The 14,625-nt window shown below is 38.5% G+C and carries 14 protein-coding genes and 1 tRNA gene; 13 read left to right on the top strand and 2 right to left on the bottom strand.

From position 1 onward, the window contains the following. Positions 1-61 precede the first annotated feature (61 nt). The gene (locus J0M15_13605) at positions 62-1,207 is read left to right on the top strand and encodes an RDD family protein (GenBank protein MBN8538084.1); all 1,146 of its coding nucleotides are present in this window, start codon (positions 62-64) and stop codon (positions 1,205-1,207) included. Beyond that, the gene (locus J0M15_13600; GenBank protein ID MBN8538083.1) at positions 1,204-2,127 is read left to right on the top strand and encodes a rhomboid family intramembrane serine protease; all 924 of its coding nucleotides are present in this window, start codon (positions 1,204-1,206) and stop codon (positions 2,125-2,127) included. The genes J0M15_13605 and J0M15_13600 overlap by 4 nt, the downstream gene beginning before the upstream one ends. Here J0M15_13600 and J0M15_13595 read toward each other — a convergent pair. Together J0M15_13595 and J0M15_13590 are read right to left on the bottom strand one after the other, a co-directional pair. Then, on the bottom strand, positions 2,118-5,111 hold the full coding sequence (locus J0M15_13595; GenBank protein MBN8538082.1) for a proline dehydrogenase family protein: 2,994 nt from the start codon (positions 5,109-5,111) through the stop codon (positions 2,118-2,120). The genes J0M15_13600 and J0M15_13595 overlap by 10 nt on opposite strands. A gap of 30 nt (positions 5,112-5,141) precedes the next feature. Next, on the bottom strand, positions 5,142-5,624 hold the full coding sequence (locus tag J0M15_13590; protein ID MBN8538081.1) for a histidine phosphatase family protein: 483 nt from the start codon (positions 5,622-5,624) through the stop codon (positions 5,142-5,144). A gap of 86 nt (positions 5,625-5,710) precedes the next feature. Here J0M15_13590 and J0M15_13585 point away from each other — a divergent pair, with 86 nt between their 5' ends. The 11 genes from J0M15_13585 to J0M15_13535 all read left to right on the top strand — a co-directional run bounded on the left by J0M15_13585 (position 5,711) and on the right by J0M15_13535 (position 14,619). Further along, positions 5,711-6,604, top strand: coding sequence for an Hsp33 family molecular chaperone HslO (locus J0M15_13585; protein MBN8538080.1), 894 nt, complete (start codon positions 5,711-5,713; stop codon positions 6,602-6,604). A 110-nt stretch (positions 6,605-6,714) separates the two neighbouring features. Next, entirely contained in the window at positions 6,715-7,134 is a 420-nt protein-coding gene (locus J0M15_13580) for a hypothetical protein (protein MBN8538079.1), read from the top strand. Between the two features lie 118 nt (positions 7,135-7,252). Beyond that, positions 7,253-7,945 (top strand): urate hydroxylase PuuD, encoded by a 693-nt coding sequence (locus J0M15_13575; protein ID MBN8538078.1) that lies wholly within the window; start codon positions 7,253-7,255, stop codon positions 7,943-7,945. 47 nt (positions 7,946-7,992) lie between these two features. Beyond that, positions 7,993-9,045, top strand: coding sequence for a tRNA epoxyqueuosine(34) reductase QueG (gene queG, locus J0M15_13570; protein ID MBN8538077.1), 1,053 nt, complete (start codon positions 7,993-7,995; stop codon positions 9,043-9,045). Positions 9,046-9,257: 212 nt separating this feature from the next. Further along, a complete protein-coding gene (locus J0M15_13565; GenBank protein ID MBN8538076.1) occupies positions 9,258-10,037 on the top strand; it encodes a hypothetical protein in 780 nt (259 codons plus the stop codon). A gap of 39 nt (positions 10,038-10,076) precedes the next feature. Further along, a complete protein-coding gene (locus J0M15_13560; protein MBN8538075.1) occupies positions 10,077-10,748 on the top strand; it encodes a hypothetical protein in 672 nt (223 codons plus the stop codon). 60 nt (positions 10,749-10,808) lie between these two features. After that, complete coding sequence (locus J0M15_13555) at positions 10,809-11,723, top strand: tyrosine-type recombinase/integrase (GenBank protein MBN8538074.1); 915 nt, start codon at positions 10,809-10,811, stop codon at positions 11,721-11,723. 82 nt (positions 11,724-11,805) lie between these two features. Next, positions 11,806-13,296: an ATP-binding protein gene (locus tag J0M15_13550; protein MBN8538073.1), complete on the top strand. Its 1,491-nt coding sequence runs from the start codon at positions 11,806-11,808 to the stop codon at positions 13,294-13,296. Between the two features lie 68 nt (positions 13,297-13,364). Then, a tRNA-Cys gene (locus tag J0M15_13545) sits at positions 13,365-13,438 on the top strand. A gap of 342 nt (positions 13,439-13,780) precedes the next feature. Beyond that, entirely contained in the window at positions 13,781-14,422 is a 642-nt protein-coding gene (locus tag J0M15_13540) for a helix-turn-helix transcriptional regulator (GenBank protein ID MBN8538072.1), read from the top strand. Positions 14,423-14,430: 8 nt separating this feature from the next. Beyond that, positions 14,431-14,619 carry a hypothetical protein gene (locus tag J0M15_13535; GenBank protein ID MBN8538071.1) on the top strand — a complete coding sequence of 63 codons (189 nt, stop codon included), beginning with the start codon at positions 14,431-14,433 and terminating at the stop codon, positions 14,617-14,619. Positions 14,620-14,625 lie beyond the last annotated feature (6 nt).

The raw sequence follows: 14,625 nt of genomic DNA, 5'->3' as shown, positions 1-14,625 counted from the left end.
CTCTTACTTCTTTTGTGACAACTAGACCTCGATTTGTTTTAGATTTTTCCGATCCTTAATCATGGTTATTGAAGATATCTCAAATAAGAGGAACAAAAAATCAGAGAGCCATGTTCCGCCACATATAGACCGGCTATTTGCTACAGTGATTGATTTATTAATATTGACTCCATTAATAGGTCTTTTTACTTCAGGAATAGTGAGCGATCTTAAACTTCAAAGTTTGAATGCGCAAAGTGGATCGAATGGAAGTTTGATTTTTCAATATTTATTTATTTCATTTTCGCTTTTTGTACTTTATGAAACTTTGTTTAATTATTTTTTAAGAGCCAGCCCGGGTCACTATTTTTTGTATCTAAGATTAGTTTCCGAAGATCCGAAGGACTTAAGCTTTTTATCGCTCTTTTTTAGATCTCTATTTAAATTTCTCTCTTTTGTTTTTATATTTATTCCTTTTGTGGAGATTCTTCTTCGCCCGGATAGAAGAACTTATTATGATCGAATTAGTTTTACCAGAATGATAACGTTAAAAAAAATAAATCAAAATGATGATCTTTCTATTTATTTTAAGATTTGGTTGTCGCAGTGGGTGAAGGTCATTCTTTTGGTTGGATTCTCTATCATGGGATTGGGTTTTTTCTTTTTGACAAGCATAGAGAATCAACAGCCCTCGGAAAAACATTCGGTTATGACCTGTTCAAAAAAATTGGAAGAATACTTAATTGATTATTTTCAGGATAAAAGAAATATTAAAGACAAAGAGTGCATATTAAGAATCACCAATCATCAATTCGATAAGGAAAATGAAACGGGATTAACTTATTTTGCCAGGTACGCGCTTGCTGAAAATAAGAACTTAAGAACGGATTATCTAAAAAAATTCTGTGACATTCAAAAAGAAAATGTATTATGCCAGGAAAGTTCAAATAAGAGTTTGAGTCAGGTAACGGATGAGGATTTTGTTTATTATGCTTATTCTCTATCTAAATACATTGAGGATAATGATTATTTAGAAGCTTTTTTAATAGTGGATGGACTCTATGAAAAATTCACTGAAAAATTAGATAGGACAGACCATCTTGAAAAGATTTACATGAAATCCTATTTGAAAATTCAGGAAAATTCTGATCGCAAACCGGCCGGCGAAAACCCAAAGGATTTTATTGATTTTGTTCCCTTTAAAAAAAGAATGGGAATTCTCAAATGATTTTTCCTTGGCCAAGAACTTTTTTAAGTAGAAAAGATATTAATTTTACAAATATTTTTATTCTCCTGAATATGGTTCTCTATTTAACCTTTTTTTTAGATTCAGATTCAGAAAAAATAAAATCAGAGTTGTTTAACTCTTTCGGAGTTAGCTTGACAACCGAATATTACCAGAAACACGTGTTGGTAAATAGGGATCAGAAGCATTATAAAGATTTACTCTCTACTTTTGATTTTTCCAACCCAAAACACCATTACCTTATCTCCTCCTTTGCTGTCAGAGATCAATTTTTTATGAATGAAATTGAAAAAAGAAAATTTGATCGAGATTCGATAAAGTGGGATTTTTGGATTTCATTGATTGATAAATATAAAGCCGAGGTTAAAGAACAAGTTTTATTTATCATGGGATTGTCCCATGGGAATAAAAGAACTTTTTCTTGGATTACCTATCAATTTTCCCATATGACCTTTCTTCATTTAGTAAGTAATATGATTTTTGTTTTTTTAATCGGGTATTGGATTGAAGGAGCCCTTGGCAGTTTGGGCTTTGTCCTCCTCTATTTATTTAGTGGAATTGCCGGCGGTTTATTCTATCTCTATTTTAGCCCCAACACCTTGCTGCCCATGGTGGGAGCTAGTGGCTCGGTCAGTGGTATGATTGCCTTCTATTGTTTTTTTGAACCCAAATTAAGAACGCGGTTCTTTTATTTTTTGTCACCACAAAAAAACTACTACGGTTATATTTATCTTCCCACCTTACTGATAGTTCCAATGTTTTTACTTACGGATTTATCTTCTTTTCTAAGTCAAATACCCGGACTTTCTAGTGGTGTCGCGTTCACAGCTCATATTGGAGGCGCTCTTTTTGGAGGCCTCTTGGGATTGAGCTTAAGAAAAAGCCTTGCTCTCTATTCTTGAGGAGCAAAGCCTCTTCTCAAGGTATTTTCAGTGATACAAATAGGCTCAACGAATTGTTTTAAATAATCAGGTCCACCGGTCTTTGAGCCGATACCAGAAAGTTTATACCCACCAAAAGGATGACGATCGACCATGGCTCCTGTGATTCCTCTGTTAATATATAAATTTCCGCACTCAAATTCTGATTTTACTTTTTGAATATGAGCAGGGCTTCGTGAGAATAGTCCTCCCGTGAGGGCGTACTTTGTGTTGTTCGCCACAGCGATGGCCTCATCTATATTCTTAACTTTGATTAAGGCGACCACGGGCCCAAAAATTTCTTCTTGGGCTAGTTCAGAGTCGGGAGGAACTTCTCCAAATAAGGTTGCAGGAATAAAATAGCCCTCACTGGAAACCTGAGATTTATACAAGAGTTTGTATTTGGCAGAATCAGTTGAAATCAAACTTTGAATACGGTCATAGGCTTCTTCGTCAATAACGGGTCCCAGGTAGTGTTGGGGATAAAGAGAAGATCCGACAGTGATGGATTTAGTCGCCTCTACAAGTCGTTCTGAAAATTTTTCGTAGATATCTTCAAGAAGAATAACTCGGCTTGCAGCAGAGCATTTTTGCCCAGAAAAACCAAAGGCGGAGTAGAGAACTCCCTCAACAGCCTCATCCAAATCCGCATCAGAATCGATGATGAGTGCGTTTTTGCCACCCATTTCAATAATGCATTTTTTAACATGATTTTGTTGTGGGTGAACCAAAGAGGCCTGTTTTAAAATATGTAAGCCAACAGCTTTAGAACCCGTAAAAGCAATGGTCGTGGTAAGGGAATGATTGACCAAATACTCGCCAACGATTTCTCCAAGACCGGGAAGAAACTGCAGGGCTCCAGAGGGAAATCCTACCTCTTTGAGCATTTCAAAGAGCCCAAGGGCTACTAAAGAGCTTTGTTCTGCAGGTTTCATGATGACCGTATTGCCAGTGACTAAAGCGGCAACCACTTGGCCACAAAGAATAGCCAAGGGGAAGTTCCACGGAGCGATCACCACACAAACACCGCGAGGTTTATAAATGTATTGCGAGTTTTCCCCAGGAATGTGGCCCACGCGAAGGGGTTTGGAAATTTCTAGTTGGTGCTGAGCATAGTATTTACAAAAATCAATGGCTTCGGCGATATCAGCATCGGCTTCGGCCCAAGGTTTACCGACCTCATAGACTTGAGTGGCTATCAATTCAAATCGTTTTTGATTCATAAGATCTGCGAGTTTAAATAAATATTGTGATCGCGTTTCTGGGGAAGTTTTTCGCCATTGTGGATAGAATTGATGGGCCGTTTGGATGGCTTTCTCTGCCATGTCTGTAGAGGCCAATCCGATTTTTGCAAGGACTTGATTTTTCATGGAAGGGTTCGTGCGGTTTAGGAATTCGCTGGGATTCTGTTGTTGGAAGTTAATCTGTGGTAAAACCATTTTGACCTGATCAGGTTTGAAATGACCTAAAGCCTGTAATAAATTCTTTCGATTGGATTCCACAGCAAAATCAAGCAAGGGTTCATTTATAAAACGATTTGATTTCTGTTGAGCGTTTTTAGACCCTTGTTCTTGAATCATTTGAAGGGGATCCTTAAGGAGCTCCTGAGTTGTTTTGTTGTCAGCAAATTTCCCCTTGAGCCAGGATTCATTCGAAGTGTTTTCAAGCAATCTTCGAACAAGATAGGCCATTCCGGGAAGTAATTCTCCCACAGGAGCGTATTCTCTGAGGCGGTAACCTAAATCAACAAAGGTTTTTTTTATGGGCTCTGCCATTCCATGGAGCATTTGAATTTCAAAACCATTTTTGGGAACTTGTTTAGATTGAGCATAGGTTAAACAGGCGGCAAGAGTTCGGACATTGTGAGAGGCAAAAGCCGACTTAATAAATGGAAAATGATCGATGAGACATTTGGCGCAAGCCTCGTAATTGGCATCACTTTCCGCTTTGATGGTATAGACGGGAAGAGGCCAAGATCTTTGTTCCGCCTCGACTGTTTCATAATCCCAATAAGCGCCTTTAACTAGGCGTACGGTGAAGGGAGTGCCACGTTTTTTTGCCTGTTCACAAAGATCTTTAATATCTGCGAAGGAATCCAGAAGGTAGGCTTGAATCACACAGCCAAAGAAAGGGTATTTCTTAAATCTCTCTTCATGAATAAGTTCTTTAAAAACCTCTAAAGTTAAATGCTTCATTGAATATTGTTCCATATCCAAATTGAGGAAAATATTCTTTGTCATGGCTAATTCAAAAAGAGGTCTAAGTCTTTCTTTAAGAATGGTTTTGGATTCGTCCCAGGCTTTGTCATTAATTTGAGAGTATAAAGCGGAAACTTTAATGGAGACATTGACCTTTGGAATGAGGCCATCACAGTCTTGATCTAATTGGGGAATCGTCTCCCAGGTCTCTGCGTCTTTAGCGAGCCCATTCATGAGTTCTCTATAGCGATTCGAATAATCGAAGGCTTCTTTTTCTGAAAGAGTCGCCTCACCAAGAATGTCGACAGTGAAAGTCATTTTATTTTTTCGCATTTTTTTTAAAGAGCTCAAAGCTTCTTGGGGATTTTCACCTGTAATAAACATTTTTGCCATTTGAGTGACATTTTTTTTAATCGCGCTAGCCATCAATCCCGGGGCGAGGCTTCCAAGTCCCAAGCCCACATTAAAGACACTGGGAAGATCGTTGCCATTTTCACTGAAGTACTCCTTCAAATGCTTGGCGACATCTTGACTGGTGTTGAGGGAGGGCAATACATCCACGAAGCGAAACATATTGGTTTTAAAACTCTCATTTTTCATGCTCCAATCCATAATAGAGCCGTACCAATAATCTTTTGAAAATAGGGAAACTTTAGAATGAGATTCCATTTTTTTTAAAATATCTTCTCCCAGTGAGAGGATATTTTTTTGATCTTCAGCAGAGAAGATCGAAGGAAACGGTTGAGGGTTTTTGTAGGGGGCATCCATAAATAAATCCTTCTTCTATAAGGTTAGATTTTAGATCTGTTGGAATTCAAGAAGATCCCATAAGTCGTTCTTCTCGAAATACATGTATTGTCCACAGGGCCAAAATGAATATTCAGGTTTTAATAAATCAGTTGAAGACTCAATCACACTTAAAAATTCTTCGATCCAGTCTTGATGGGTGCAAATATAGACGCAGGGAACTTCTCCTTCTAATTGGAAACTGACTAAAAATTCTTGAATCCTTAAGCGAAAATCTTTATTGGATTCCTGGGGCTGTTTCAAATCCAACAGAGAGGTTTCACTAATTCGAACCTGAGAGTTTTCAGCTAGAGGGCCCATGGTCAAGCTGGTTCTTTTTCGTGGAGAACAATAAATTTTTGAAGGGCGAGGGAGTTTTCTATTTTTAACTTGTTCTAAAAGGTGTTGGGATTGTTTTATACCCAGGGGGCTTAGGGGTGAATCTTTCTCTAGGCCGCCTTTTTTATCTGCATGTCTAAAAATTAAAAATTTCATAGGATTTTGATGCTAGATTTCTTTTTTCGATCTGGCAAGCATCTTAAATATTGCATGTATTCTTAAAAAATGATTCACTGTTTTTCATGGAAAGAGTTCACCGATTTGTGTCCAATGACTTTACCCTCAGAGCCGCATCAGTGAATGCAACGACGGTTGTCAAAGAAATGCAAAAAATTCAAAACACCAGTCCTCTCCCAACCATGGCCGTCGGCAGAGCTATGGTTGGCGCTTTGTTGTTAGCAAGCCATTTAAAAGAAAAGCAACAGGTTGGGATTTATGTTCGGGGCATGGGGCCCATGGGTCGGATTTATGCTGAAGCCCACTTTGAAGGGCAAGTGCGGGGCTACACTCCTCATACCTATTTTGAGCCTGAAAAATATGTGCCTGGACTGAAGCTGAAGGAATATATCGGTGAGGGGACCCTTTCGGTGACTCGCCATATGCCCTTTCAAAAGCAACCCCACCATGGAACGGTGGAATTAGTTTCTTCTGAGATTGGCGAAGATATTGCGCATTATCTGATCCAATCCCATCAGATTCGCAGCGTGATTTCTGTAGGAGTCTACTTAGACACCTATGGCAAAGTTCAATCGGCAGGGGGAGTCCTTGTGGAGGTCATGCCAGGTGTTGAAGATGAAGTCGTTCAAATACTGGAAAGAAATGCAGCTGCGATGAAGGCGAGTATATCCCAAGAAATATTAAAAGGAACGCTAGCTACCGAGTTTATAAAACCTTATTTACAAGGGATTCCTTATACAGAACTCGAGCATCATTTCCCGCTTTCCTATTCTTGTCCCTGCACCCAAGACCGAGTTCTTCAAGCGATTGAAACACTAGGATTACAAGAGCTTGAGGATATGGTTCATAGCAAAGAAACAGCAGAGGTTCGCTGTCAAGTATGCGGACGACCCTACGAGGTTTCCTTGGAAAAATTAACTGAAATAAAAACCAAGCTCTACCGTCAGAGCTTAAACTGACTGTCAACAATGTAAACAAACAAAAAAGCGCTTCTCTGACTAAAAATCTACAGGTGAAAAAACTGAAGAGTTAATTTATATTGAGCGAATAACTCAATCAAAGGAAATATATGAAAATAATATTATCGATCTTTTTATTTTGTACCAGTTTGTTTGCCGCCCCCCTTTTTACTAGTAAAATATGCGATTCAAAAGGAAATGAATTATTACTTGTGATAACTAAAATTCAAATGTCGGAAAGAGGAGCCTTTAACATTTATAAGAAGAATCAAGTAACATCAGATTTTGATCAAATTTTTTCTTGGGGCTTCTTAGAGGAAATGAAGGTATTTACAAATCCAATTTCAATTCAGGCAAAAGTGACTGAAATGCGGTCAAAAGGTTTGAGTGATCCTTATTACAATGATGAAGTGAAAACGGTTTTGTATCCCGAATCAGCTGGGAATGGCATGATATTTAATCCCATGAGTCAAGGCATTTCATCGAGAGTTCAGTTATCTCATTATTATAGTACTCAATACTGTAAATAGTATGACAGATTACTGTAATTAGGTTTCCTTGATTTATTATTTTATGGCTTGATCAATATATGATCTTTATATATCGTCACCTTTCAATTAGGTTTTTCATTATAGAAAGGTGGCGCGAATGGATTTAGCAATATTGAATATGTCAGGGGTACATTTTATACTAAAATGGTTACATCTGTTTTTTGGAATACTTTGGATTGGTCATCTTTATTATTTTAATTTCACTCAAGGTGCATTTATGAATCAAACGGATGCTCCTGCCAAATCTCAGGTTCAGCAAAAACTTTTGCCAATCGCCCTGTGGTGGTTTCGTTGGGGTGCCATGTGGACTTTGGTGACTGGCTTGTTAATGCTTCATACAGCAAGCTCAACAGGATTTAGTCTTTCTGGGGATTGGGGCGTTAAGATCCTGACAGGAAGTTTATTTGGAATCACTATGTGGTTTAATGTTTGGTTTATTATTTGGCCTAATCAAAAAATTGTGATTCAGAATGCTAAAGACGTAGCCGAGGGAAAGCCTGCAAACCCGGCGGTTGCAAGCGCTGGGGCAAAGGCCTTACTCGCTTCGCGAACCAATACATTATTTTCTATTCCCATGTTGTTTTATATGCTTGGAGCCGCTCATTTGCCCATACAGATGAATATGGATAAGGTTATAATTTACTGGGTGGTTTTACTTCTTCTTTGGGCAGGTATTGAATTGAATGTGTTCAAAGGAAAGTTGGGTCCATTGACAACGGTCAAAGGTGTGATTTCTTCAGGATTTGCATTTACTTTGCTAATTTATCTCTTAATGGAGATAATTCTCTAAGACTTTTCAAACACACACTAAAATATTGAATACAAGGTTTTTTAGTCATGATAGGTGAGGTAAGGTTACCAGAAGATTTATTATTTCTAAAAGATAAGATTCTGGATCTTGGCTTTAGCAGCTGTGGCTACTCTGCGGTGACTCGGCCATTGAACTATGAAAAGTATAAACAATGGCTTGAGAAAGGTTATCATGGGGAGATGCTTTATTTGCAAAAGCACCTGCAAATAAAGCAAAACCTGCAAGAGATTAATCCTCAGATTAAATCTATTTTTTCTTTAACTCATCCCTATCGGGTTTTAAGTCAAAAAAATAAAGACACCCCATTAAACTCTTCTTTAAAGATCTCTTCTTTGAAGATCGCACACTATGCCCAGGATGAGGACTATCATGTTTGGCTGCTGGAGAAACTCGAGGCTCTCATCAGGGAGCTTCAAGTATTTTTTCCGAATGAATTTTTTAGGGCCACAACGGACAGTTTTCCAATACTTGAGCGAGATTTTGCTTATCAGAATGGATTGGGGTGGATTGGTAAAAACTCATGCCTTATTCATCCCAAGCGAGGTTCCTTTTTTTTAATTGGAAATATCCTTTCAAGTCTTTATTTAAAGTCAGAGGTCCCAACGCCCCTTCATGATTTTTGTGGGAAATGTAATAGGTGTATCGAGGCCTGTCCCACATCAGCAATTCAGGAGAATCGAACTTTAGATGCAAAGAGATGTATTTCTTATTGGACGATTGAATCAAAATCCATACCTCCTGACGAGATCAAAAATAAGATCGGTGATCATTTTTTTGGATGTGATATTTGTCAAACGGTTTGTCCTTGGAATCAAAAAGTAGGGATACCCATTAAGACAAATGATTTGTTAGCCAGCGATTTGAGATTTATTTTAGAAGCTTCAGCTGAGTTATTAAAGGAAAAATTTAAAACGACAGCCCTTTCAAGATCTAAAGCCTTTGGCTTAAAAAGAAATGCTCTTATTGTTATTGCCAATCAAAGGATAGAAGAACTAAGGCCTGAAGTGGAGACCCTATTGAGTGAGGATGGGATTGGCAGCTTAGCCGCATGGACATTGGCAGAGATGTCACGGCCATAGAACAAAGTGTCTAGAACAAAGTGTTTTGATTTGAGACAAGACTGACAATTTTGCGTCACCTTTCATTCAATCTCCGTTTCTGAACAGCTGTCTCACCTTGAGACTTATCAAAAAAATCAAAATCTATTAATAACTTATCCTCATTTTAGAAATTGGTATGAGCTTCGCAATACGTAAAGGTAAAAGGAGCCTTCAAAAAAGAAGGAAACTATATGAAAAACGTAAACGGTGTTTTTTTACTTATTGCGATCCTGCTTGGAATAGGGTGCTCTTCTAAAAAGAGTGATCCGGTGGATATAGCGGCCCCACCAGCGCCAGTTGTGGCGCCAGTTGTGGCAGATCCAAATACGGGTGGTCCCGCCGGAAGTGGAACAGGCACCACGGGAAGTCTAGCTGCAAGTGCCGGAGATGTTGTGACCTTTGTGCCAACAAGTTTTTCTTTGTTTAATTCCTATGTAGGAACCCATCCTTTGAACAGTCCGAAGGATTTTAAACTAACGGTTAATTTAAATAATGCTGGAGGCTTTCATTACTACGGAAATATAAAAATATCCTATGTTGATAATGGGCAAACATTTCAAGGATCCTTTGATGTGGGCTCTGGAGTTAATTCCACATTCAGTCATGGTTTAGATAATGGTGTTTTGGAGTCTCAATATAATTATTGGTATAACAGCGGAGGTAAGGTTGTCTTTTCTGGATTTTTTCAAGACTCCCTTGGTTCGATTGTATTAGTTATTGATAGCACGGTTGACCAAGGTGATGGGCAAGGTGGTAGCTATGTTGGAGGTTCTATATATTTTAAAAACTTTGCTCAGTCCATGGCGATAGAAAGTAGTGACAGAAAATGTTGGTTTATCTATATAGGGCCTTATAACTGCAGGTCTACCGATGTGATCAATAAAAGTGGTCTGTATCCCACAGAGGCAGAAGGATATCGAAAGCTTGGAACATTTAGTGGAATGTCCAAGAAGAAGGCCTTCAATTTATAGAATATGTTTATAAAGAAAAAAATAAATTTAGGAGAATATATGAAAAAATTTAAACTTCAAACAAGATTAAAATACTTAAAGTATTACTTTAGATATTTTTTTACCGTGTTATTTTCATTAATATTTTTTGCCGCCTGTCAAAAGAATAATTCTTCAAATGAGCTGGTCGCCTCACCCGCGAACCCAAGTTACTATAATCAAAACCAAATTGTGCCAGGTACTTGCGTTCAATGTAATTTTCCACAAACTCCTTTGCTACAAGCCGTTTCTCAAGGGACAAGTACTTTTCCGGTAACTATTAACTGGCAACTGTTGGGAGAGACAAGTAAAATTCAGCAAGCTCTCTCCATGGGTTGGAATCCACAAAAGACCTATTCAGGAATGATTTCAGTTCGAGGCGGTTTGACCATTGCTGGAGCCCAAAGTGCTGCAGGTGTGATAGCAGGTCCATGTCAGATACCTTCAGGACAGTACAATCTAAATCTCATCCAGCCAGGAATGATGAGCGTGGGTAGTTTTGAATTGCCTCAATTTGAAGCCATACAAACACAGGGCGCCTTTAGAATTGTTTTTCAATTAAGAAATGCCATTGTTGAAGATCCAAACGGTGATGGGCAAGTGGATCGAATTGCAGGAATGTTAGTTCCTATGCAAGTGATATTCAATGGTGGAACAGTTTCATGTAATGACATGGGTGTGTACATTCAGTGATCATGACTCAGTGATGCTCTGAGTGTTTGACATTCAAAAAAAAAAAATCTTTAATGTGCCATGGAATTAAATTTATGGGTTGAATTTTTTGATGAGTTGCAGAACGTGAGGGGTCGGTCTCAAAATACAGTGATGGCCTATCGACGAGACCTAGAGTTGTGGATCAAGTTTAAAATACAGAGTCCAACGGCTCAGGTTGTTGATTTCTATGAATTCATGAAAAAAGAAAATTTATCTCCGCGGTCACAAGCCAGGGTTATTTCTTCCTTAAGAACCTATTTTCGATTTTGTGAGTCTCGTGGAGTGAAGGCCCCAGAGTTGAGAGAATTAAAACCACCTAAAATAAAATTGTCTTTGCCTAAGTCATTAAATCAAGATGAATTTCAAAAATTGTTTGATTCCTGTGTTGTTTCGGATCCAAATAAAACCTCTAGAAATAAAATCACACTTTTACTTTTATATGGACTGGGTTGTCGGGTGACAGAACTTATTGGATTGAACGTCAATGATTTTAATCCGACCGATCGTTGGGTTAAAATTCTAGGAAAGGCTAATAAAGAAAGATTGGTTCCTTTGACGGATACTTTAAATGAAAGTTTAAATTATTACTTGCGAGAAGTGCGACAACATTTAGTAGGGGAAGCCACTCCAGCTATTTTAATCAATGATAGGGGAAATCGCCCTTCAAGAGTCGATGTTTGGCGTTGGTTAGACAGTTGGTCTCAGAAAGCAGGCTTTCCAGAGACCGTTAATCCCCATCGATTTCGCCACGGTTGTGCGACAGCTTTGTTAGAAGGTGGTGCTGATTTGAGGTCTATTCAAATGTTGTTGGGTCATGCAAGCATTCAAACCACCCAAGTTTACACGAGTGTCACCACTAAAAACATCGCTCAGGTTATTGATGAGCATCATCCTTTATCTGAAGTGAAGTCAGAGGTAAGAGATCTTAAAAAAGAACCTGAAATTGAAAATTAGTCCGTAGTTTGTTTTTCTATTTTATTCTCTTTTTATAAATTAAGTCCAACCTAGGACTCTCATTTGCTGACACCAAGAAGCTATGAAAATATTTGGTTTTTGTCAGCACTTTAACAATTGGGTCCAGGTTGAAATTGAAGTGAGCTTAATTCCTGGTTTACCTCTGATTCATATTTTAGGATTGCCTGATCAGGCGGTTAAAGAAAGCTCAATCAAAATTAAGTCTGCAATGAGAAGTCAAAACTTTGAATTCCCAAAGGCAAAACAAATTATTATTAATATTCGAGGCGGAGATTTTAAAAAAAAATCTCCAGGTTTGGATTTGCCCATGGCACTAGGAATTCTGACTAAAACCAATCAAATTCTACCAGGTTTTGAAAATGATATCTTTGCCTTTGGTGAGTTGGGTTTAAGTGGTGAAGTCTTTCAACTAGAGGATACCGTTTTAGATAACTTGTTATTAGATAATATTAATGTAAGCAAAAATAAATTTTTCTCCGGAGAGATCGACTCCCCTCTGCGAGCTAAAAATCATTTTCAATTAAAACAACTTAAAGATTTAAAAAACTTGGATTCAATTAATAAGGGAATTCCAGAGATGAATTCTTCTTCTGGAGTGTTAGGCAATCAGAATAAAGCGTTTTTTAAAAAAAGAAAAATTGAAATTAATTTAAAAAACCAGCAGGAATTTAAAAAATTAAAATTTTCCCAAGAAGAAGCTAAGCTTTTAGAGCTTGTAACTATGGGAAGGCACTCGTTATTATTAATGGGACCACGAGGTCTGGGGAAAAGCACCTTGGCAGAAGCACTAAATTATCTATCATCAGAGCCGACCCCCTCTGTGTACACTCATTATAAAAAATACTTTCATCATCATGGAAATGAATTTTGGCGTCCCTTTGTAAAACCACATCATTCCATTTCCCATTTGGCCCTCATCGGAGGTGGCGCCCAATGCTCACCCGGAGAGGTCACGAGGGCGCACGGGGGAATATTATTACTTGATGAAATGTTAGAGTTTGATGGCAAATGCCAAGAGGCTCTGCGGGAGCCAATTCAAACTAAAGAGGTTCATCTAGTTCGCGGTAGAAAATTTCATACCTACCCATCAGATTTCCAACTGATAGCAACAACCAACTTGTGCCCCTGTGGGCAATGGCTTCCAGGAGAGCTGGTAGAATGTAATTATTCCGGAGCTAGATGCCATAAGTACCGAGAAAAACTTTCTGGCCCCATGTTGGACAGGTTTGAAATTTTATATTTCCTAAAACCACAAAAAAAAGATTCTTTCAATGTTTCCTTGGAAAGCCTAAAGGAGAAAATTGACGGAAAAAGGAAGAACAATGAGTCCCTCGAAAGACAAAGAGAACAAATAGTCTTTAATAAGGAGAGTCTTTCGGAGGCCTTAACGTATCGTCTTGATTCAGAGTTAAATTCATTTAGAAGACTTCGCGCGTCGATAGAAATTGCCAAAACTCTGGCCATTCTTCACGGAAAGGATCATGTCGAAGATCAAGAAATGGTTGAGTCTTTAGAATATACATGGCAGGCATTCCTGGAACTAAAAATATAAAAAATTGACTCCAATTAATTTTAAAGATATTTTTTAACCAAGTTTTTTTTCAAGAAAAAATACATACGGGTGGGTTGGCCGAGGAGTTAGGCACGGCTCTGCAAAAGCTGTTACGGGGGTGCGAAGCCCTCACCCACCTCCAATTTTCCGATCAAGGAAGATTGAGTTTCTGAGAAAATTATAAAAAATAAAAACAAATTAAAGCCTTAGAGACATCAAAAGGGGCAAAGCTTCGCTTTTGAAACCTGCCTAGAACTGTCGTTCACAGCCTCGAATTGGCTTATGAATGGCTTGCGTTTGGCTTTTGGTACTTGTGTCAGATGTTGCTATGACTGAATAGCAGGATGGACGTTAAGTATTGAATTTCACTCGTACTAGATCGCTGGCAAAATTGCTATTTTTAGCCAGCTCGCTGTAGAACCATATCCACATTTTTAGTAAAAACAAACTGCTTCTTGTAACGAACTCTTGAAAGGAGTGTCAGATGCAAGAAGATGAAACGAAACGCTCATCCACTAAAAAAGTAACGAAGACCTTGTTGGCCTTTAAGGCCGCAAGACTGTCGTTGGGTTTGAACCGTCGGCAGGCTGCCGAACGATGTTCGTGCTCAGTCAGAGCTCTTGAGCAGCTTGAGAATGGTCGTTGTAACTACACCGAAGATCGCATTAGGCGACTAGTTAGAAAAATGGGAATGGAGTGGGACGAATTTCACAAGATCGAAAATTCCCCCGAAAAGGCTCTCGCTCAAATTGATGCCTACAATCTTGAAAGAACGCTATCGCGAAAACCAAGACGCAATCTTTATAAAATCGTTACCAAAGAAGTCCGTGCAATTCGCATTTTGCGAAAGAGGCGTGGAGTTTCTCAATACAAAGCCTCTGAACTTTGCGGATTCAAAGAATGCACTTTCGGTCTTATTGAAGCAGGTCGAACGGATTTAACTGATAATAGAATTGATCAGATTTTACGTTCACTCGGTTATAAGCGGCAGGATTTTGATAAAATCGTTCGCGCCGACCTGATCGCTGACGAAGTAATTACTGAAATCACAAGTCTGCTTGAACTGCTGGACGACTCGGCCCTGCATTCAATTTTAATCATGATCAAAGCTTTAGCCAAAAAATAGGAGTAACTATGTACAACATTATTATCAAACTTATCATCGCAGCTGCATTACTGGATTTGGGAATCAGCTTTTCCAAAATGGAAGACTGTTCGTCTCGTGCTTGTTGGAATCAGATTCAGAAAGCGTCCAAAAAGGTTATTAAGATCGACTGGAAGCCTATCTCTGTTTTTCCGGAAGAGGCAAAACGATTTCGATGATTCAAT

It is taken from the genome of Deltaproteobacteria bacterium (assembly GCA_017302835.1).
GTDB lineage: Bacteria > Bdellovibrionota > Bdellovibrionia > Bdellovibrionales > Bdellovibrionaceae > UBA2316.
The sequence above is the reverse complement of the archived record's forward strand: the minus strand, read 5'-3'. Positions and strand labels throughout refer to the sequence as shown.